The 19,328-nt window shown below is 65.9% G+C and carries 19 protein-coding genes; 12 read left to right on the top strand and 7 right to left on the bottom strand.

Annotation, left to right across the window (positions count from 1 at the left end):
• The first annotated feature begins 127 nt into the window (after positions 1 to 127).
• Positions 128 to 685, top strand: coding sequence for a hypothetical protein (locus ACFOY2_RS14590; RefSeq protein WP_379528517.1), 558 nt, complete (start codon positions 128 to 130; stop codon positions 683 to 685).
• On the opposite strand, the gene ACFOY2_RS14585 is transcribed toward ACFOY2_RS14590, so the two are convergent.
• Together ACFOY2_RS14585 and ACFOY2_RS14580 are read right to left on the bottom strand one after the other, a co-directional pair.
• Entirely contained in the window at positions 652 to 2,571 is a 1,920-nt protein-coding gene (locus ACFOY2_RS14585) for an nSTAND1 domain-containing NTPase (protein WP_379528516.1), read from the bottom strand. The genes ACFOY2_RS14590 and ACFOY2_RS14585 overlap by 34 nt on opposite strands.
• Before the next feature lie 380 nt (positions 2,572 to 2,951).
• On the bottom strand, positions 2,952 to 3,119 hold the full coding sequence (locus ACFOY2_RS14580) for a hypothetical protein (RefSeq protein WP_344890301.1): 168 nt from the start codon (positions 3,117 to 3,119) through the stop codon (positions 2,952 to 2,954).
• Positions 3,120 to 3,466: 347 nt separating this feature from the next.
• Here ACFOY2_RS14580 and fxsT point away from each other — a divergent pair, with 347 nt between their 5' ends.
• Positions 3,467 to 5,989 (top strand): FxSxx-COOH system tetratricopeptide repeat protein, encoded by a 2,523-nt coding sequence (gene fxsT / locus ACFOY2_RS14575; protein ID WP_379528515.1) that lies wholly within the window; start codon positions 3,467 to 3,469, stop codon positions 5,987 to 5,989.
• Positions 5,990 to 5,998: 9 nt separating this feature from the next.
• On the opposite strand, the gene ACFOY2_RS14570 is transcribed toward fxsT, so the two are convergent.
• A complete protein-coding gene (locus ACFOY2_RS14570; RefSeq protein ID WP_379528514.1) occupies positions 5,999 to 7,306 on the bottom strand; it encodes an HEXXH motif domain-containing protein in 1,308 nt (435 codons plus the stop codon).
• Complete coding sequence (locus tag ACFOY2_RS14565) at positions 7,303 to 8,517, bottom strand: FxsB family cyclophane-forming radical SAM/SPASM peptide maturase (protein ID WP_379528688.1); 1,215 nt, start codon at positions 8,515 to 8,517, stop codon at positions 7,303 to 7,305. The genes ACFOY2_RS14570 and ACFOY2_RS14565 overlap by 4 nt, the downstream gene beginning before the upstream one ends.
• Positions 8,518 to 8,894: 377 nt before the next feature.
• Between ACFOY2_RS14565 and ACFOY2_RS14560 the strand changes: the two genes are divergently transcribed.
• The 4 genes from ACFOY2_RS14560 to ACFOY2_RS14545 all read left to right on the top strand — a co-directional run bounded on the left by ACFOY2_RS14560 (position 8,895) and on the right by ACFOY2_RS14545 (position 11,026).
• Entirely contained in the window at positions 8,895 to 9,044 is a 150-nt protein-coding gene (locus tag ACFOY2_RS14560) for a hypothetical protein (RefSeq protein WP_379528513.1), read from the top strand.
• 131 nt (positions 9,045 to 9,175) lie between these two features.
• Complete coding sequence (locus tag ACFOY2_RS14555; RefSeq protein WP_379528687.1) at positions 9,176 to 10,438, top strand: helix-turn-helix domain-containing protein; 1,263 nt, start codon at positions 9,176 to 9,178, stop codon at positions 10,436 to 10,438.
• Positions 10,439 to 10,499: 61 nt separating this feature from the next.
• Positions 10,500 to 10,733 carry a hypothetical protein gene (locus ACFOY2_RS14550; protein ID WP_379528512.1) on the top strand — a complete coding sequence of 78 codons (234 nt, stop codon included), beginning with the start codon at positions 10,500 to 10,502 and terminating at the stop codon, positions 10,731 to 10,733.
• A gap of 146 nt (positions 10,734 to 10,879) precedes the next feature.
• On the top strand, positions 10,880 to 11,026 hold the full coding sequence (locus ACFOY2_RS14545) for a hypothetical protein (protein WP_379528511.1): 147 nt from the start codon (positions 10,880 to 10,882) through the stop codon (positions 11,024 to 11,026).
• On the opposite strand, the gene ACFOY2_RS14540 is transcribed toward ACFOY2_RS14545, so the two are convergent.
• Both ACFOY2_RS14540 and ACFOY2_RS14535 read right to left on the bottom strand, forming a co-directional pair.
• On the bottom strand, positions 11,027 to 11,581 hold the full coding sequence (locus ACFOY2_RS14540) for a guanylate kinase (RefSeq protein ID WP_379528510.1): 555 nt from the start codon (positions 11,579 to 11,581) through the stop codon (positions 11,027 to 11,029).
• Positions 11,578 to 12,096: an AAA family ATPase gene (locus ACFOY2_RS14535; protein ID WP_379528509.1), complete on the bottom strand. Its 519-nt coding sequence runs from the start codon at positions 12,094 to 12,096 to the stop codon at positions 11,578 to 11,580. Before ACFOY2_RS14535 ends, ACFOY2_RS14540 begins: the two co-directional genes overlap by 4 nt.
• Before the next feature lie 200 nt (positions 12,097 to 12,296).
• On the opposite strand from ACFOY2_RS14535, the gene ACFOY2_RS14530 reads away from it, so the two are divergent.
• From ACFOY2_RS14530 to ACFOY2_RS14505, 6 genes are read left to right on the top strand one after another with little or no spacing between them, the layout of a single operon-like run.
• Entirely contained in the window at positions 12,297 to 13,241 is a 945-nt protein-coding gene (locus ACFOY2_RS14530) for a hypothetical protein (protein WP_379528508.1), read from the top strand.
• Between the two features lie 30 nt (positions 13,242 to 13,271).
• Positions 13,272 to 13,679: an RDD family protein gene (locus ACFOY2_RS14525; protein ID WP_379528507.1), complete on the top strand. Its 408-nt coding sequence runs from the start codon at positions 13,272 to 13,274 to the stop codon at positions 13,677 to 13,679.
• Between the two features lie 13 nt (positions 13,680 to 13,692).
• Positions 13,693 to 14,517, top strand: a complete 825-nt coding sequence (locus ACFOY2_RS14520; RefSeq protein WP_379528506.1) for a hypothetical protein — start codon at positions 13,693 to 13,695, stop codon at positions 14,515 to 14,517.
• On the top strand, positions 14,510 to 14,782 hold the full coding sequence (locus ACFOY2_RS14515; protein ID WP_379528505.1) for a hypothetical protein: 273 nt from the start codon (positions 14,510 to 14,512) through the stop codon (positions 14,780 to 14,782). The genes ACFOY2_RS14520 and ACFOY2_RS14515 overlap by 8 nt, the downstream gene beginning before the upstream one ends.
• A gap of 2 nt (positions 14,783 to 14,784) precedes the next feature.
• A complete protein-coding gene (locus tag ACFOY2_RS14510; RefSeq protein ID WP_379528504.1) occupies positions 14,785 to 15,000 on the top strand; it encodes a hypothetical protein in 216 nt (71 codons plus the stop codon).
• Positions 14,997 to 15,464 (top strand): tyrosine-type recombinase/integrase, encoded by a 468-nt coding sequence (locus ACFOY2_RS14505; protein WP_379528503.1) that lies wholly within the window; start codon positions 14,997 to 14,999, stop codon positions 15,462 to 15,464. Before ACFOY2_RS14510 ends, ACFOY2_RS14505 begins: the two co-directional genes overlap by 4 nt.
• A 176-nt stretch (positions 15,465 to 15,640) precedes the next feature.
• On the opposite strand, the gene ACFOY2_RS14500 is transcribed toward ACFOY2_RS14505, so the two are convergent.
• The gene (locus tag ACFOY2_RS14500; RefSeq protein WP_379528502.1) at positions 15,641 to 19,156 is read right to left on the bottom strand and encodes an NACHT domain-containing protein; all 3,516 of its coding nucleotides are present in this window, start codon (positions 19,154 to 19,156) and stop codon (positions 15,641 to 15,643) included.
• Positions 19,157 to 19,328 lie beyond the last annotated feature (172 nt).

Raw genomic sequence — 19,328 nt, 5'->3', positions numbered from 1 at the left:
CCGGCATTGGGAGGGGAAGGGGTCCCGAGCCGTCTGCCTGACATCACGACCACCCAGAGGCGTCGATATGCAGATTTTGGCGGAAGAACGCCTTACAGAACTCAGGATCCCATGTCAGACTCCTGCCATGGCAGATGCCTCTGTCGTGACGGCCATCATCTCGGCGGTCGGTGGAACGGTCGGCGCGCTCAGTGCCCTCGGGGGCGTTGCCCTGACCAACCGGGCCGCCGCCAGGAAGGAAGAGCGGGAGGCACGGCGGCGGAGGGAAGAGCAGCAGACACAGGCGCGCGAGCAGGCGTATGGGGATCTACTGGGCGGAGTTCTCAAGCTGCGGCTGCAGGTGGAGGTCGCGGCTCACCATCCCTGGGAGGACATGAACGCGCGGCTCGCCGCCATCGAGGCGCAGGCGGCGTCCGTCGGCGACCTGGCCTCCCGGGTGGCCGTATTGTCGCCCAGTGAGGTGGCCGGAACAGCGCGGGCGCTGGCGACAGCCGCGTACGGTCTGGCGAGCCAGGCAACCCGGCACACCCGGATGACCTTTGACGATGGCGGTCAGTTCGTGAGCGGGCAGATGCTTGAGCCGCCGTCGTTCCAGCGGCTGGATCGATGCGTCGATGACTTCTGCCGGGTAGCCGTCGAGCCGGAAGGCGCTCAGGAGCCGCTCGGGGTGTCCCCCAAGAGCTGAGCGGCCTCGGCGTACTGATGGCGGGTGAGGGCGGGATCGGTGGCGGCCAGCGAGAGGCGGGCCAGGTCCGCGGCTGCGGTGCGGTCGCCGCCCAGCGCCCGCACCCGGGCCGCGTAGAGGAGCGCGGGTCCGTTGCCGGAACCGCCTTCGAGCGCGGCCGCCATCTCCTCTTCAGCGCCGCGGGAATCCCCTGTGCTGATGAGGGCAAGGGCACGGGCGGCGCGGCCTTCGGGGCGTAGGTGCAGCCGGACCTGGTCGAGGTCGCGCAGGGCACTTTCTGCCCGGCCCAGATCAGCCAGCATCTCCCCACGGGTTCGCAGCGCCTCGGGCGTGTGGGAATCGGCGTTGAGTACCTCGGTGAGTACGGTCACCCCGGCGCGGCCGTGTCCCACCTGCCACAGCGTCCGGCCCAACTCGGTCTGCAGGGTGAGGTCGGCAGGCAGCCGGTCGACAGCGGAGCGCAGGGTCTCGACCGCTTCGACGTCCAGGCCCTGCGCCAGGAGCGAGTGGCCGGCAGCGGCCAGCAAGTAGGCCACGGCCACGTTGTCCTGGAGGGCTTCGAACAGGGCTGCGGCGGTGCGGTAGCAGGTCACGGCCCGCTCAGGGTCGCGGCGCAGATGGGCGATGTCTCCCATGCGCGACTGGGCGTGCGCCAGCAGCGTCAGGTCCGCCTCACCCGCGGCGGCGAGGGCGGCGCCGGCGTTGTGCTCCGCGGCCGCCAGATCCCCTCTGAAAAGCGCGGATGCGGCCGCCGACAGATGCTGCCCCGGACCAGCGTCGCCCAGGTGCAGATCGGCGATGTCCAGGTTGATGAGCGGGCCGGTCAGGAGCTCGTGGCGCAGCCGGTAAGGCGGGCTGGCCGCAAGCACGTACCTGTCCTGGAATGCCGCGAGCACGGCGGCGGGCAGACCCTCGCGGGCGGCGGCCTCCGCCGCGTCGGCGCCAGGCCCGGTGGCGAACGTCCGTTGCAGCCACGACGCGAGGCGCAGCGTCGAGACGTTGTGCTCGGCGGCCACGTCCACGATCGCCTGCCCGCAGAACTCCCGAAGCGATCGCTCGATGCCGGGATGCGCGTGCACGTCCTGGACGGTGATGGCCGTGATGTCGGTGGGCAGCGACGCCCACAACCGGGAGCAGACCACCTGAAGGAGAACCGGATCGACCGCGTCGCGCCCTGTGGCGACCGCGGAGACGATGTCCTCGGCCGCACCGTCGGCGTACCATCTCCCGCTGCCCTGGACCGGTCGCTCCACGGCCTCCACGGCGTCGGCCGTCGTCAGCGGGGCCAGCACGTACGGCTCCAGGGGCCCCAGGGCAGCTTCGAGGTCGGCGAGATGCTCCTCCCTGACCGACAGCAGGAGGTGCAGATCCGGCAGTTCGCCGATGGCCTCGCGCAGCTGGGCCAGGAAGTCGGCCCGGTGGGGATCGAGCCGGGCGTGTCGTTCGAAGACCTTCTCGACCTGGTCGATTGCCACGAAGAAAGGACTTGGACGGCCGTCGCGGCGGAGGAACTCGTACAAGGACAACCCGGCGAGATGGTTCGGCGGCGTCGCGGGCATCCAGGAGCAGAGCAGTGCCAGCGTGTACGGGTTGTGCTCGGGCAGTGCGGCGAGCGCCGGCGGTGGCGGTCCGAAGGGCCGGCCGACGGGCAGGACACCGGCGGTGCGGAAGGCGGTGTCAGAGACGAGCCGCGCGTGGAGCAGCGAGGTCTTGCCTGAGCCGGGCGGCCCAGTGAGCACGATCAGCCGATGCCGCCGCCAGCGGTCGGCGAGCTCAGCCGCCGCCTCGGAGCGCCCGAAGAATTGCCCGGCTTCTTGCGCACGAAAAGGGCGTACGCCAACATATGGCTGCCGATCGACATAGTGGGCCATCACGCTGACAGTCATCGCAGCGATCCCATTCGAAATGGGGGTCCTGCAAGCAGGAGCAGGATCGGCTTCGGATACGAGAGTCCCGCCGCGCTCATTCGCCGACCGCCGGGCTGAGGGAACAGCCATGCGGTGATGGCGAGAAGAAGGCGCGTCGGCCGGGTGCGCGATTGCCATGGAGAAGACGGCGACTGCTCAGAAATGCTGTCGGCTCCTCTCACGGAAAGCGTCGTCGACCGGCGGAGCCCGGTCCGACGTATGACGTGAGTTTATGCCGGTGGGCGGCGCACTCACGCCGCGACCCACCGCGGAGCTCGCGTGCGCGTCGTGCGCCCGCACTCCGGTCTCCTCTCTTACCTCGCGGGGAGCTGGCTGCGATCCGTGTCGAGAAGTGGACGTCATATGCTCTGATTGAACCCGAGGAGCGATCCGTTCTGGGCCAGTGCTCTCTTCACCGCCTGGCCGAACACAGAGGGGTCTTCCGCGGAGAGGGCCGCTATGTCGCGGAGCGAGGCTCCAGAGAGATCAAGCAGGCCACCGTCGTCTTCATCGACACGCTCGTGCAAACCATCCTCCTGCCTCTCCACTGCCACTCCAGACTTCCAGGGCGGTCGCTCGCACAGCTGGGCCACGCGAGCCCGCTTCGTGAAGGCACGCCTGCCACAGCATCGCCCATATGGCGGACCTTGCCTAGGGGGAGGGCGTGGACGCCGCAAACTTTGTGACCAGGTGGAACTTTCGAGCAGAAGATCATCGGATCGGCTGTCTGTCCCTTTATGCCCTGATTGGTGTAGTAGATGATGATGTGATGATATTGGTGGAATATTAGGGTGTAATGCGAATTGTTTGTCATGCTGACCACGCCTGAGGTGTCAAGCTAGGAGCCCTGCTCCAGTGTTGCTACGATCGGTCCGTGACGGCTTCTCGGACGGTGGGGCGCGGCGGATTGCCGGAGGTATGGGGCGAAAAGATACCTCCGCGCAATAAGAATTTCACCGGTCGGGAAGGGCTTCTCGAACGGCTGCGCAGTGGAATCACATCTGATGTGACGGCGGTGGTGCCGCATGCCCTTCACGGTATGGGGGGCGTCGGCAAGACCCAGGTCGCCGTGGAGTATGCCTGGCGTTACCAGTCCGAATATGACGTCGTCTGGTGGATATCCGCAGACCAGGCGCTGCTGGTGCCCGCGGCGCTGGCCGCGCTGGCTCCCCGGCTCGGGCTCCCGCCCGCCAAAGCGGTCGGCATCGACGACACCGCAGCTGCCGTTCTGCATGCGCTGCGTCGGGGCGAGCCGTACGAGCGGTGGCTGCTCATTTTCGACAACGCCGACCGCCCCGAGGACATCAACCAGCTCATTCCGCGCGGTCCCGGCCATGTTCTCATCACCTCGCGCAACCAGGAGTGGCGTAGCGTCGTCGAGACCGTCCCGGTGGACGTGTTCACGCAAGGCGAGAGCATTCAGTTCCTGCACAAGCGCGTGTCCAACAACCTGCGTGAGGCGGACGCCCAGCGGCTCGCCGACGAGCTGGGGCACTTGCCGCTCGCGCTGGAGCAGGCGGGCGCGCTGCAGGCCGAAGCGGGTATGTCGGTGGACGAATACCTCCAGCAGCTCGCCAAGCACATGCCTGACACGTTGCAGATGCCCAAACCGCTGGACTACCCACGGTCGATGACGGCGGCCTGGCGGCTGTCGGTGAGCCAGCTGGAGCAACAGCTGGCCGAAGCCGTCGAGCTTCTCCGGTGCTGCGCGTTCTTCGGTCCCGAGCCCATTCCGGTCGACGTCTTCCGCTGGGGCGTGTCCGATGCGGTGGGACCTGGCCTTCAGCAGCTCCTCGATCGGCCGCTGCTGCGCAGCAAGGCCATCCGCGTGATCGGTCGCTACGCCCTGGCCAAGCTCGATCCCGAGACGCGCACCCTGCAGGTGCACCGACTCATCCAGGCGCTGCTGCGTGCCGACCTCAGCGAAGAAGAGCATCACCGTTACCGGAAGGTGGTCCACCTCCTGCTGGCCAGCGCCGTGCTGGGCGATCCGGACGACGAGGCCAACTGGCTACGCTACGCCGAGCTGGTCCAGCACATCGTGCCGGCCGAGGTGGCGGCCACCCGCGATCCGAAGGTACGCGAGTTCGCGCTCAAGATGGTGCGCTACCTCTACATGTCCGGTCAGCACCAGACGAGCCGTGCCTTCGTGGAGAGCTTCCTTGAGCAGTGGATCAAGGACTCCGGTCCGCACGATGAGCACGTGATCGTGGCGCAGTCGCAGCTCGGTCTCGTTCTGCGTGAGCTGGGCGACTACTCGAAGGCCTACGAGACCGACAGGTCGGCGCTGGAGCGTTCGCGCCAGGTTTTCGGGCCGGAGCACGAAAGGTCATTGTTCATCTCGCAGGGGTTCGGGGCGGACCTGCGCGCCCTCGGCGACTTCGACCGGGCACGAGAGCATGATGAGGACGTCCTGCGCGGACACGAGGCCGCGTTCCCGGTCGACCACCTCGAGCTGTTGTCCGCCAAGAACAACCTGGCCCTCGACTATGCCCTGATCAGCCGCTACGAGCGCGCGCGAACCGTGCACGAAGAGGTCTTCACCGTCTCGAGCCGGAAACTCGACGTCAGCAAGGTGGCCCACCTCTCGTTCTGGGGCAATCTCGCCCGGGTGGTGCGGTTGTGCGGCGACTATGAGGAGGCCAGCGATCTCGGCGAGGACGCCCACGCCTTCGGCGTTCAGGAGCTCGACGTCGAGCACTGGGTGACCTTGCGCACCGCCAAAGACCGTTCGATCGCACTCCGCCGGACGGGCCGTGTCGATGATGCGCTCGAGCTGGCACAGGACGTCTACGAGCGATACAAACGGCTGTACGGTGCGAGCCACCCCGACACGCTGGCCGCCGCCATGAACCTCACCAACAACATGCGGAGCACGGGCCGGATCAACTCCGCGTTCGAGCTGGCCCTGGACACGATGAACCGCTATCCGCAAGCCTACGGCCAGGACCATCCGTACAACCACGGATGCGCGGGCAACCTCGCGTTGCTGCACCGGGTGCGGGGAGACGTCGAGAGCGCGCGCAAGCTCAACGAGCAGTGCCTGCGTGCCCTGGACTCCAGGCTCAGCCGTGACCACCACTACTCCCTCACCGTGGCGATCAATCTCGCCAGCGACCTGACGGCGCTCGGCGAGCTGGACACCGCGCTGAGCCTCAGCGAGGACACGCTCGAGCGGTCCCGGCGGCTGCTCGGTGAGACTCACCCGTTGGCGCTCGGGTGCGCCGCCAACCTGTCTGTGGTGCTTCGGCGCCGGGGCGCCGACGAGCAGGCCGAAGAGCTGCAGTCACGGACCATCGCCCAGTACGAACGCGTTCGCGGCCACGACCACCCCGACACAGTGGTCGCGACGGAGGGCAGGCAGCTCGACTTCGACTTCGACCCACCGCCCATCTGACGGCCGTCCTCACGCCTGCAGGCCCGCGTTCGCCCGTCGCCAGCGGACCAGGTGGCGCTCGCTGGCCGCGCGGGCCCGCGCGGCGGCGGCACTTGGCACCTGCTCGCTCTGCCAGTCGGCCAAAACCCGGCACATGTGCGCGGCGAAGTGCTTTCCCGCAGGCGTCAGCAGGCCGGAGGCCATGAGGGTGTCCACGGCTCTGTGGGCGCCTGTACGCCAGCGCGCGAACTCACTGTGCGCTAGCAAGGCCCTGTCACCGTGCTCATGGATGCGCTGGCGCCGCCAGAACCCGCTGACGCCCAGGTAGGCGTACGCCCCTTGCAACAAGCCGCCGGCCGGTCGCGGATCCTCCCGCCAGGGCGCGTAGAACCGGCAACTGTCATCGGGCTCAATCAAGCGCACAATGTCGAGCAGGGCTCCCAGCTTGGCGTGCTGTACCTCGTGCGCGAGCATCGCGGCGAGCGTGAGGCCGTCCGAGGGCGCCGACAGACCGACCGTGCCGAAGGTCTCCGAGGCCGTTCCGCTCACCTGCCCGTCGGCGGGCGGGCGAAGCGGGGTGAGAACACGATGCGCCACCGCGATTTCAGCGGCCGTGGCCGGGTGATGGGTGGTGAGTATGTCCCACGCCTCCTCGAGGGCGGAACGCCAGCTCCGCAGCTCTCCTTCGGGCAGCCGGTTGGCCACGTCCGCCGGCATGCGGTGCGGGTCGACGTCGTCGAGGACGAGATCGAGGGTGCGCCCATTGGCGGAGGTGGTCAGTTGCCGCACACCGCGCCAGCCCGGGGCGTCGCGGGTGTGGTCTGCGGGGATCGGCACGCGGACGTCTTGGACAAAAACCTCCGCGCCCGAGGGCGAGGACCGCACCGTGGCCGTGCCCTCCGGTATGAGCGCCTCCCCCAACGACGGCAGGGGCAGCGATCCCCCAAAGGTGCGCACGTCGATGGAGAGCGGGGCCCGCGCCCTGATGGCGGCGGCCGCCGTGATCGCGGCAAGGTGGTCGGGCCGAGCCCGCATCGGATCGTGGTCGAGGGCGAGCAGGGTCGTCCGCAACCAGGCCCCCACAGCCGGATAGCACAGCACGTCCTCGACCGCCTTGGGTGCCTCGTCCTGCAGCGCGGCGAGCCGATCGTAGGCGTCCGCGGCCCAGTCCGCGTCCGGATGCCTCGTCGTCCTGGCGTTCTGCACGACTCCGCGCAGCAGCAGCAGATGTTTGCTGCGTTCGACGGTGGCGAGCTGGCGCACGGCTTCGGCGCCACCTCCTCCGGCCGCCAGAGTGGCGAACACCTCGTCAGATATGCGGTGCCTGCGGAAGTTCATCGAAGCCTTTCGAGCTGGGCGGCGAGATCGGCCGCCACGACCCTTCTCATGTGCCGGATGAGCTGCAGCAGGTCGGGGCAGTACACCGACGGATTGGCGAAGCCGCTCCCCGAGCGGTAACGGTGGGCGAACTGGCCGCCACCGCAGACGCTCCGCATGTCGCACACCCGGCATTCCGGGGCGAGCGCGGGCACGCCAAGCTGGCGGGCTGCGGCCTCAGGCAGGAGCAGGGCGTCGTCGAACGTGTTCACGTCCACGCGCAGCCCAGTGGAGGCGGCACCAGGGGAGGAGGATCGCACTGTGTCGGACAGTTCTATCGTGCCGTCAGTGTCGATCACGAGGACCGTCACCGGGGACAGCCCGACGGCTTCGCTGTTGGACCGGCCGCCGAGCAGCAGCTGGATGATCTCGCTGAAGAGGCGGACGTCGGTCTCCATGTGGGGCGCGGCGTACCAGCGGTCGAAGACGGCGATCAACCAGTCGGCATACGGCGTCGTTGTGGAGCGGGGTAGGCGCCCCGGTGGCGGAAACGACCAGTTGCCCAGCGGGAGCAGGAAGTCGATTCTTGGCGGCCGGTGCTCGAGTAACGCCTCATAACTGGCCAATGGGTCGTTGCGCAGATCTATCGTGCACAGCAAACCACTGAACAGATGCGGAAACGAGTTGCGGAGCAGGCGCAGCGACTGTGTGACCGCATCGTAACTGCCCTTGCCGTTCGCGAATTTCCGGTGCTGGTCATGGGCGTTCCTGTCGCCGTCAAGACTTACCGCCACGGCGATATCGAGTTCCGCGAACAGGCGAAGGTGGCCGACGTCGAGCCGGATGCCGTTCGTTTGCACGCGGGCGCCCACCCGGGCGGACCCGCCGACCGCCTCGCGGGTTGCGGTGACGATGTGGGCGATGAGGTCGGGACCAGCGAGAAGGGGCTCGCCGCCGTGGAGTATCAACTCGACGGAGGGCAAGTCGTGGGCTTGGACATGTTCGGCGATGCGGGCGGCGGTGCGCGTGGCGGTGGCGGCGGACATGCGGATTGGCTGGTCCCGCCAGCTCTGGTCCGCCATTTCATAGACGTAGCAGTACGCGCACGAAAGGTCGCACCTGCTATTGACCTTCAATACGAATTCGCGAAATGGAGTGGGCACCCACCCCTGAGCTCTGAGGATGGCAGGGTCCAAGGTTCTCGGCCACTCGGTATGGTCCGGACGCCCCATCGGTCCGACGTTCACCGCCACGCCTTGATCAACTCCCGAGGTTTGAGCATTCGGCGCGTCGTTGCGCAATCGGTTGATGGACCACAACCACTATGATCGGGTAAAAGGATCTCGTCAAACCACCGAGCAGGGAGAAGGCCGTTCCAAATGGCGAAAGAACGGCCTTGCCGACCGCCGTGTAAAGGTAGGTAAGACCTGCGCCGCCGTTTCATACGGAGGGTTTGCTGGTGGCGAGCCGTTCGACGGAGCCGATCTTGAAGCGGTCGTGGCGTTCGGAGGTCAGCTCTCGGCAGCCCGAATGAGCAAGCACAACCTCAAGGCGAGCCCGGCCGATCTACCATCACAAATGCGAATCCATCGAGGCACACCTTGCCATCGTGTTCGCCGCCCTGGCGGTCAGCCGATTGACAATCGTCACCTCCCCGGCGAGCGCGGACAGCACGATCCTGATCTTCTTCTCCCGCGCGATCTGTGGCGGTCTCGGCACGATGACTACCTCCCTGGCTGTGGCGATCACGCCTTCCTAACCGGCATGCCAGAAACTCATCCATCGGACCGTCGTGGAGTGTCCTGTCTGTTCTGCCTCGCTTGTCCTGCTCCGGGACATGCAGGTCAGCCCTTCGCTGGCAGGTTGAAGGTGTGCGTCGTAGCCTTGGAGATGTCACCTTCCGAGAGGCGGGCTGTGGACGACCAGACAAGCGCTCCCGGTGCACCAGTACGCACCATCGGCCAGCGCATCCAGTACCTGCGTGAGCGTCGCGGCATGACTCGTGAGGTCCTCGCCGGCCTGGTCGGCAAGTCCGAGAGTTGGCTGAAGGCCGTCGAGCATGGTCGCCGTCAGCAGAACCCCCGTCTGCCGATCCTGCTGCAACTCGCCGAGGCCCTACGTGTTCGTGACCTGAGCGAGCTCACCGGTGATCAGTCCCTACCGGTGCGGATGTTCACCGGTTCCGGTCATCCGGCGCTGAGCGCTGTCCGAGAGGCTGTCAACGCTGTACCGATCCAGCCGAGCGGCACCGTGCAACCGCTCACCACGCTTCGGGCGCGGCTTGATGCGGCGTGGCGGATCAGGCATGCCTCTCCCGATCATCGCACTGCCCTCGGTGACCTGCTGCCTGACCTGATTCGCGATGCCCAACTGGCCGCCTGGATGTACCGAGGCGAGCACCGGCGCACCGCCCAGGCGCTGCTCGCGGAGACTTACGGTCTGACTCAGATGTTCGTCGCCTACCAGCCTGCGCCGGACCTGCTGTGGCGGGTGGCCGACCGGGCGCTGATCGCGGCGCAGGAGTCGGAGGATCCGCTGGCGTTGTCGTGTGCGGTGTGGTTCCTCGCTCAGGCGCATCGGGACGCCGCCGACTTCGACGCGGCCCATGAGATCAACAGGCAGGGGATGGCGGCCATCGAGTCGCACATGGACGACCCGGGCACGGACCTGCTCGCCATGTGGGGGGCGTTGTTGTTCGAGCTGGCGTTCACCGCGGCACGTACCGGCGACATCGGCGAGGCGTGGCGGCATTGGGATGAGGCGGCGCGGGTCGCGGATCGGCTCCCTGACGGCTATTACCAGCCGTGGACCTCGTTCTCGCGGGTGATCATGCGTCCGCACGCCGTCACCATCGCGGTCGAGCTCCATCAGGGTGGGGAGTCGGCGAGGCAGAGCGACCACGCCGAGTCCGTACCCATCCCGTCCCGTCCGCGACGCGGCCGGCATCTGATCGAGGTGGCCCGTGCCCTCTCGCTGCAGCGAGACCACGCGGCGGTCCTCGGTACGCTGCAGCTCGCGTACCAAGCCGCACCGGAAACCATCCGCTACAACGGCTACGCGCGTCGGATGACCCTCGATCTGTGCGAGGCGGGCCCGGCCACTCTGCGGCCCCAGGCGCGGGAGCTCGCGGACCATATCGGCCTGATGATCTGACAGGAGCGAAGGGATACAGAGTGTGCCCCTTCGCTTACGCTACGGCTTCTATGGTCGTCGCATGTCACCTGAACAGGTTTCACGCGAGCGCTACGACCTTGACGTCCTTCGCGCGGCGTTCCCGGCCTGGTCGCTGTTCTGTAGCGACGCGGGCGTGTTCTACGCGACCCGGCGCGGTGTCCACCTCCGGGATGCCGACATCGACAAGGGTCTGCGGCAGACCGTGAGTGCGGACGACGCGGAGGTCTTCGTGTCGTTGCTCCGAGACCAGACTCGGATGGCGGTGAGGTCGTGAGTGATTGTCCGCCCCCGAACTTCGACTATCACGGTCCGCATGTGGCGCCTCTCCAGCCGGGGGTTGTACGCGTGGAGTGGACGCCGAGCCTGCGTCGAGTTGACCGGCTCCGGGTCCGCGATCATACGTGCGCGTGCACATACCCCATGTTCGAATTCTGCACGGCCGGCGGGCTGTGGTTCGTCCGGTGCCACCCGGTCGAGGATCCCGCGGGCATCCTGGACAGTGTGTGGACGTCCACTCGGGCTGCGCGGGAGTTGTGGTTGCAGATCCTCAGCGGTCAGGCGCAGTGATTATGGGGCGCCCGCGCGCTGGTTGAAGAAGGCGCGGGCGGTCTGCTCGGCGATTCCCTGTGAGGTGGCCTGATCGGTGCGGAAGCGGCGGACGAACAGGCCGTCGTCGTTGGCGGACAGGTCGGCCAGTGCCTCGTCCCATGCCTGGAGTCGATGGTTGGTGTCGCGGTCCCCGTGCTCCCGGGAGCGCTGCTCGCATACTTCGCGCGGGATCCAGAGTAGGACGGCGAGCCACGGGGCGGCCTGCACCAGCCGGCGAATACTGGAGATGTCGCCCAGGTGGACGACCGGCACTCGACCGGTGGCGGTGAGCTGGTCGACCTGGTCGCGGTCGATGGCGTACGTGTTGCTGTAACGCTGGGACTCGACCATCAGCCGCCCTTCGACCCGCAGGTTGGCCAGGTCTTCCGCGCTGACGAAGTCGTATTCGGTGCCGCGCCGGTTCCCCGTCTTGAGCTTGCGTACCAGCGTGAACCGCGGGTCGAGCTCGGCGAGGGCGATGGTGGTGGTGCTCTTACCGCTGGCAGGCGGCCCGTACAGCACGACGCCCATCATGTGAGGATCCGTTTCAGTGTTTCGCGGGTCTGGTCGGCCAGGCTGATCGCGGCGCCGAGCCGGTTGTCCACCGTGATGTGCGCCGTGGATGGGCTGCTCGCGGTGTTGAGTCCGCTGACGTACGACTCCCAGTTGTCGAGCTTCCAGGCGTCGCGGGCGGCTCCGCGGAACTCGATGTACTCGCGCATGGATTCGGCGTCGCAGCGCACCCACACCACCGCAACGTCTATTCCCCTGGCCGCGCACCGATTGGTGAGGCGGGACACCCAGTCAGGGTCGGCCAGTTCGGCGATGAACGGGGCCGACAGGATGGCCGAGGTTCCGACTTTGAGGTTGTCGAACGCGGTTTCCATCAGGCACCGGTACTCCAGGGGCCGGACCTCGCTCAGGTAGAGCTCGGTGTGCCGGTCGTGGGGGTCCCCGCCGAGGGAGATGAGCAGGCGTTCGACCATGGCGCGGGTCAGGGAGTCCTTGTCCAGGAAGGCCCAGCCGATCACGATCTCGCCAAGCAACAAGGGTTCAACGCCATACCAAAGTGGTACAGGAGCCTCTCGTCGCTCACGTGGTGTGAGACGCCTTGCCGACACAAATCCCTGGTTAATGCCTCAACGAAGCGTATCGCCGGCCCCCGATGCGCAGCCTGACAGCTCCCGTTCGCATATCTCGGATCCATGAAGCGATGCGTTGTGCAGGTCGCGGCTCTACGCTCATTGTGATGAGTCTTGTCGGGATGAAACCGGATCAGGCCCGCAACCTGGCAGCGGCTGCTGAGGTTGTGGGTGGGTCCCTTGCCATCCAAGGCGCGAAGATCCGTCAACTCCTGGAGCGTTGGAACGGCGACACCAGCCGCCTCGCCACCTTTCCCGCGAGAGCTTCTTGGACCGAAGATCAAGCTAAGGACGTTCGACGCCGCGCTGGACTTCTGGAACAAGATCCGGAAGGAGTCGCGCTGTTCGCCTGGATGACCGCCGCGAGCGACTTATGGGAGGACCACAAGGAGCAGGTCAAGTACGCAACCAAGCCACTCAAGCTAACTTCGATCCTGGCCGGGGTGGAGGCCGCGAGTCAACTTCAGAAACGCTGGGAGCAGAGCAGGAATGTCGCTGCGGCACGCGGTGTCTATGACATTCGCCGCTATATGGGTGCTCTCCCAGGCAACCGAAAGCTCTCCGACCTGATCGGCGAGGTACTCAAGGCCCAGAAGATTCAGGACCTCTACAAGCAGCCCTGGAAGTGGCAGCAGACCCTTGCCGCAGCGATGAGGAACTGGCGTATCCCCGGAGCGGACCTCCTGAAGAATCCGCCAGGTGTCGGCTTCTTTGCTCGTGTCACACTCCCGTTGGCTGTCGTCGGTGGAGTTAAAGAAGCTGTTGTGCCTACGCATGAGGGCGCTCAGGGCTGGGTCGACCGCGGCGTGGGCGTGGTTCAAGCAGGCGGTGCCGTCGCTGTCATGGGCGGTGCGGGTATCGCCACGGCACTGGGCGCGTCGGCCGCGGTGGCTGCTGCGGTACCGGTGGCCGGATGGGTCGCACTCGGTGTTGCCGGCGCCTATTTCCTGGGAAGTTGGGCGTGGGACAACTGGGGGGATGAGATCAAGACTGGGGTGGGGAAGGCTTGGGAGAACACGAAAAGCTTCGTCGAGAAGTTCAAGTTCTGGTGAGGTGCCAGACTCGGCCGATTTGGAGGCGTCGTGGTGGTGTCTAAAGCTCCGTCTCTGGCGAGCAGTAACCGGCGCATCATACCCATCTATGCGGATGGCTTTCTTGCCATCTGTGCCGGAGCCGTTGGCGGCGAACCCTTCGGTCAGGAGCCCTTTTATTGGGTGGCTTTCGCGGGCGCCCTACTACTGATGTCTTTCTGTAACCACGTACTTCTCACGATCTCGACAGGTGCGAGTATCGGAAAGCTGATAGGTGGACTCCGAGTAATCCGTGTAGCCGACCTGGGGCGGCCTCGGCTCGGGCCGGCAGTTCGCCGTTGGCTGTGGGGTTTCTACTACATTCTGCTGGGCCCTGTGATGTTCCTGACCGGCACCGATATGGATCATATGGATGTCGCAGGCTTGCGAATAGTGCGCAGAGCTGACCTGCGCCGTTAGGAGGTGATCGGGTGTGGACGCGCGTCTGGACATGGAACTAGGCGAATTTCGTGCCCAGGTGAGCAGGGCGGTGGTGGAGGGCGGCCCACAATCTCTGGTGCGATTATCGGATGAGGAGTTGGCGGTCCTCGATCCAGACGAGACCTTCTTTCCCAAGCCGCATCTGTCCAGCATCGAGGCTCAACAGCGAGAATGGGTACTTGCTACGACCTTGCGTTGCTTGGTCGCGCGCGAAGCGGTAGAGATCCGCAATATCGAGCAAATGAACGCTGTTCTGCACGGAGCGCAGCAGGCACAGGTTGACATGCACATCAGAGTGGAGATAGATCTCGCTCTCACCCTTCGCCGTACCGCTGATCGTGTGCTCGCCGTCAAACAGCAGAGTGCCGCAGGCACGGCCTTCGGCTACGTGCACATCCATACCACGAACCTTCTGCTCGTGGAGCGCATCACCGCTGGTGGCATGCACTTGTTCACGCTGGCCGGCAAGGTGCGTGACGTGGTGGATCTCGTTCAACCTCTCCTGGATCCCTTCGGTGTGGCCGATCGGGACGGTGAAATTCGTTCGCTGGACCCATTGACTCTGGATCGGGAACACGTGGGTCCGCTCTCGGCCGTGATCGACAACACGCGCTATATCGGTGAACTTGTGCTGCTCAGTGATCCGCCTGGCCCCATGATGACGACGTACGCCACGGACCGGGCCGTCTGGGCGGTATTCGTGGACCGCCCTCAGGCACAGAGCGGGATGACCACCCGGCCCGTGAGCGCTGCGACGTTGTCGCGGCACATCATCGAGATGTTGTCCGCCGGCGCCTTAGAGGAACGCCATGGCTGACCGATTGAGTGAGTGCCAAGCGGACATGCGCGTCATCGCCCAGGCCGCCGACGACATTGAGCGCACGCTGCAAGCGGTGGACGCCACCTGCAACAGCAGCATTTGGGCGGGGCCTGCCGGAGACCGCTTCCGTGACGAGTGGGCCATGCACCGCTCCGCTATCCGAGCCGCTCTCGACGACGTCAGAGCCCAGATGCAGACCATCACAGCGGAGGTGAAACGCGAGGAGGAACTTAGACCGTCGGGAACGACGACCAGGAGGTGAGCATGCAGACGCGGTGGATGGGAGCGGTGCTGATCGTCGTTGCCGTAGGCGTCTCCATAGTGACTCTGAGCACGATGAGGGCTTCCTGGAGCGGTGCAGGGACCTTCCTGATCACCGCTGCCGCCTTACTGATCGGATTCGGCCTGGCGATGCTGGTAGCGCCCAAGCCGAGCCCAGCGAAACAACGGTACGACGAGTTCATGCGCAGCGCCGAGTGAAGGCCGCCCCATACTCCGGCCGAGACTGGACCGACACAGGGCAGGCGCGAGAGGAACGCGCCCTCAAACACCGAGCCGCCGGCCACACCCGAACCGTGCCCATACCGCCGCCCCTGGTGCGCATCCTGCGAGCCCACCTCGCTGATTTCAACAAAGGGCCTCAGGGCCGCCTCTTCTACGGCGTCAAGGCCGACGACCTCCCGTTCATCACCTACCGCCGCGCCTGGAAGGCAGCCCGCAAGAAGGCCCTTACGGAGAAGGAGTTCGCCTCGCCACTGGCGGCCCGGCCGTACGACCTCCGCCACGCCTGCGTCTCCACCTGGCTCAACGCTGGAGTTCCAGCGCCCCAGGTTGCTGAGTGGGCTGGACACAGCGTCGATGTGCTCCTGCGCATCTACGCGAGATGCATCATTGGCCAAGACGCGGACGCCAAGCGAAGGATCGTCGACGCGCTCGCCGAGTAGTGGTGTCGTCTTGGGGTGGGGAACTCGACAAGCGGATAGAACTCCTCAGAGAGAAGCTCAGGCAGGACAGGACACGTTGCTCGGCCGACCCACCCTGTTCCGGTTCAGGTCTTACGCTGCTCCATTGCATGCCCTGGAGAATCGATCACCTCTAGCCTTCATACCGCCCCGTAGTACTAAGCGCGTACGGGAGAGGTGGCGAGCCAGGCCAGCATGCGTTCCAGCCGCCGCCGCTGGTGAGGGGTCGGTTCGCCCGCCAACTGCTCCTCGACCAGTTGTTTCGCGACCGTGAACGTCAGAGCTTGGCCGATGTCTTCGAGTAGTTCGATGCCGAATCCGTCGGAGCCGCGGCCACGGACGCTGAGTACGTAGCGCCAAATGGTAGTGGCCATCTCCGCCTCTCCGATCGCCGCCAGCGCCTTGGCCAGCTCGCAAAGTTGCTCGCCGGTCAGTATGGGATAGTGGCAGACGTGTTCGACGACTGCGTCAAACCGGTCGCGCCCGCGGAGGATGAGAATCTCGATGAGCGCCCGCTGTACGTGCGAGCCCTCGGCGTCAGTGAGCCCTAGCACGTGGTCGGCGATACGGAGACGCAATTCGTCGAGGTCCGGCTGGCCGTCGGTGCGGAGGGCGTCAAGCACCCCCGCACCCCATGAACTCATGCCGGTCTTTGCGAACTGCGCCGTCAGTAGGCCGATGGTGCGCTTCCGGTCGATTTTGATCAAGACGTTCGCTGCAATCCGGTAGTCCTCGCTCCGCGCCGACGGCGATCGCAGCGCCAGCTCCGCCACTTGGAGCGCCTTGTCGGGGAACCCCGCCTGCAGCAGAATCTCGGCAGCGTCCGCACGCCCATAGCGATGGAGCCGAATGCCGTCGCCTATGAGCGACATGACTTCGTCCAGATCGACCGGTGCGTGGTTCTCGATCCATAGTTGGATTACCTCTTCGGCGATAAGTGGCAGCTCCTGTTCCCCGGACAGTTGCCTTCGAGCCCACTCCACCGTCGGGTACTCTGCTCCGGCTTCGATCATGACCTGTATCAGACGGCTGCGGCGCCACACCTCGACCCCAATGGACTCATACCAGTCGAGCAGCTGCCGCACCGGCTCGACCGCATGGGAACCATGGGTCCTCAACCACATCTCCGCGGCCAGCACTTGATCGTGCATCGTGTTATCGCGGGCGTCCAGAATTGTCCTTACCAGGGCCGAAGCCTCTCTTGTCGCGCCGACGTGCTCTAACGCCTGGGCGATGGTTAGGCGTCCTGCATGATCCGTGGGCGGTCGGGCCATGCCGAGCTCGGCCACGGCTATGCTTGCGGGGGAGGAGGCGAGCCAGGCGTCGGCCGCGCGGCGCAGGTTGTGCGGGCCAGACCAAGGACTTGCCAACACATCGCGAGCCCAACGTTCGACCTCGTCTGTCGCTTCTAGCGCGAGGTAAGCCTCGGCGGCTATGGCGCTTTCCCACGCGTCGGCGTCCGGTTCACAGACGAGGTCCTTGAGTCGTTGCCGCACTGCCCGCCTCGACTCGTCGTCCAGTTGTTGTGCGAGCAGCGCGGCCTTCGGCAACAGTGAGTACAGCGATTCCAGCAGCCCCGTCAGCAGTTGCCCGGCGACGGTGGGCGGGACAAACCGGCTGTACGCCCGCAGCACGTGAAACCGCGTGTCTGCGGGTAGTTCGCAAGCTTCGACGAGCTGCCTCAGAACCGGCGTGGTGTCGAATCCCACGTCTAGCGCGGACAACGCGTCAGCAGCCTTGGTAGACAGGTTGTTGTCGTCACCGCGGACGAGGGCCACGAGTCGCTGGATGACCTCGTTTGCCTGCTCGGTCCGAACCTCTAGCCCTTCTGTCAGCAGCGATCCGGCGAGCAGCGTCCGCGTGGGTGACGGATAGGCGAAAAGCCGGTCGATCAGCAAGTCCGATGCGGATTCTTCTCTCGCGGCCCATTGGCACAGCACGAAGAGCGCCAAGGTCCTCTGTGTGCCCTCGCACGCACGCCTGATCCAGAGCTCCAAGCCCGAGTCATCTACCGGAAGTTCTCTGGCGTATTCAGCCGCCGCGAGAAACTCGGCGAAGCTTTGGTGCAGGAAGCGGACTTGATCGCCGGCCACTACTAGCAGGCCCGTGCCGCCCAGCGCGGTGGGCAACTCCGCTTCCCACCCGGCCGGAAGCTGGTCCTGCGAGTGCTGCCGCAGCCAGGTCCGGCCCGACGCCACCAAGTCCTCCTCGCCCTCGGTGCGTTGCCGGGCCAGATGGCGGACCAGTCTGTCCACAACACTAGAGAGCCACGAGGGAAACAAGTCTGCGCTGCTGTGCGTCGCGCGGTTGCGCAATCGCTGCAAGAAGCTGTCATACAAGGCTAGCCGACTTGACGAAGGCGGCAACGACGGCTCCAGCGTGGCATTCGTCAAGGCCATGGTGGCCATGAGCGGGTTGTGTACCAGCTCTTGCAGGTCTCCCTCATCCACAACTTCGCGCAGGAAGCGATCCGCCGCCGCCGACGGGTTATGCACTCGCGTATGTTGCTGGTCGAACCACTTGCGCGTGTAGTCCTCCAACTCTGGCCGTTTGAAGGGGCGGATCTCGAACTCACCGACCCGGGCATCGAGAAGTGGTGCGAATTCCGCGCCCGGCAATGAGCGGCTCATGACCACGAGCCGGAAGTCGGACTCCCGGCGGCTGTGCCACGACAGCGTGCGGATGAGTTCGGCGCGTTGCCGCCGATCGGCTATCTCATCGATGCCATCCACGAAGATGAGCCAGCGGGCTCCCTGCGTCCGCCCGGCGAACAACGTACTTGGCGGATCGGCGACGAGCCCGCCGCCGAGGGCACTCAGGGTTGCGCGGCGCAACCTTTCACTCCACGATCCCTGCTCGACAACTAGTAGGGACGCGGAAAGGCGCAGGGGCAACACCGGTTCGGCGACCGGTGCGTCAAGGAACGAGGTCCGGCGGAGCCAGACGCCACACAACGATCGGACCATGTGGTTCGCCAAGGTCGACTTTCCAGCACCCGCCTCGCCGATGATCAACAGGTGGTCGAACCGTGCCAGGGCGTCCGACAACGAGAGGATCGTGTCCGCCGCAGGCAAGTCTAGAGCGGCGTTCTTGAGGGTGCGCGCCGGAACGTCAGCGACGTCCTCATGATGCGCGGCCGCGGGCCGAAGCCCACCTTCTTCCCGGGCTGCCGCCTCATCGCCAGCGGTGTCAGGACCGGCGGAAAGGTGGCGCCGAATGTGCTGCTGCACGTAAATGGCCGACAATGGCGGCTCCACCAGCCCGAGGAGTGAGTAGGGCAGGCAGTCGAACATGCCGTTCTGCGCCTCCAAGAGGTCGCGCAGCGCTGGCGTCGGCAGCGGAATGTCCTCCCAACTGGTCAGGCTCGGGTGGGTGCGCCGGCGCTCCGCCTCCTCGGCTCTGTCACGTTCCTGTTTGGCCTCGCCCCACAGCCGGGTGATCTCTTCCGGATCACGGCCAAGCCCTTCAGCCAGAGCTCGAACGAGGCGCAGGGGCAGCATTCGTTCGGCGTTGACCGCGTCGTACAAGGACCGCTGCGACAGACCGGTCATCTCGGCCGTGCGTCGGATAGACCCGTGCCCGAACTCGTCGATCGCCTGCACGAACCAGTCGGCGATCGGCTCGAGTTCGGGATACCGCTTGCGCTCGGCCGATGGAGGCCTTCCTGTTCGCATCCAGCATCCTTATAAACGGCGGTGACTTAAGACGGCAGTGAATTTATAGGCGTTTTCCCACGCTAGCGGGAAACCCTGCTGCGAGCACAGGCTGAGAACTGTTCGGTGAGGCTTCCGAGGTCCGTCAGGAGAGTGTCGTGGAGACGTTGTTCGCCGCTTATCCGGCGTTGTG

It is taken from the genome of Nonomuraea purpurea (assembly GCF_042650645.1).
Taxonomy (GTDB): domain Bacteria; phylum Actinomycetota; class Actinomycetes; order Streptosporangiales; family Streptosporangiaceae; genus Nonomuraea; species Nonomuraea purpurea.
This window is presented reverse-complemented; position numbering and strand designations above follow the sequence as displayed.

Bases quoted from the DNA above. Each gene is read 5' to 3' on its own strand.
- ACFOY2_RS14515 (WP_379528505.1), top strand. From the start codon at position 14,510: ATGGCTGACCGATTGAGTGAGTGCCAAGCGGACATGCGCGTCATCGCC.
- ACFOY2_RS14590 (WP_379528517.1), top strand. From the start codon at position 128: ATGGCAGATGCCTCTGTCGTGACGGCCATCATCTCGGCGGTCGGTGGA.
- ACFOY2_RS14550 (WP_379528512.1), top strand. From the start codon at position 10,500: ATGTCACCTGAACAGGTTTCACGCGAGCGCTACGACCTTGACGTCCTT.
- ACFOY2_RS14545 (WP_379528511.1), top strand. From the start codon at position 10,880: ATGTTCGAATTCTGCACGGCCGGCGGGCTGTGGTTCGTCCGGTGCCAC.
- ACFOY2_RS14585 (WP_379528516.1), bottom strand. From the start codon at position 2,571: ATGACTGTCAGCGTGATGGCCCACTATGTCGATCGGCAGCCATATGTT.
- ACFOY2_RS14540 (WP_379528510.1), bottom strand. From the start codon at position 11,581: ATGATGGGCGTCGTGCTGTACGGGCCGCCTGCCAGCGGTAAGAGCACC.
- ACFOY2_RS14510 (WP_379528504.1), top strand. From the start codon at position 14,785: ATGCAGACGCGGTGGATGGGAGCGGTGCTGATCGTCGTTGCCGTAGGC.
- ACFOY2_RS14555 (WP_379528687.1), top strand. From the start codon at position 9,176: ATGTCACCTTCCGAGAGGCGGGCTGTGGACGACCAGACAAGCGCTCCC.
- ACFOY2_RS14500 (WP_379528502.1), bottom strand. From the start codon at position 19,156: ATGCGAACAGGAAGGCCTCCATCGGCCGAGCGCAAGCGGTATCCCGAA.
- ACFOY2_RS14570 (WP_379528514.1), bottom strand. From the start codon at position 7,306: ATGAACTTCCGCAGGCACCGCATATCTGACGAGGTGTTCGCCACTCTG.
- ACFOY2_RS14565 (WP_379528688.1), bottom strand. From the start codon at position 8,517: ATGGGGCGTCCGGACCATACCGAGTGGCCGAGAACCTTGGACCCTGCC.
- ACFOY2_RS14530 (WP_379528508.1), top strand. From the start codon at position 12,297: ATGAGTCTTGTCGGGATGAAACCGGATCAGGCCCGCAACCTGGCAGCG.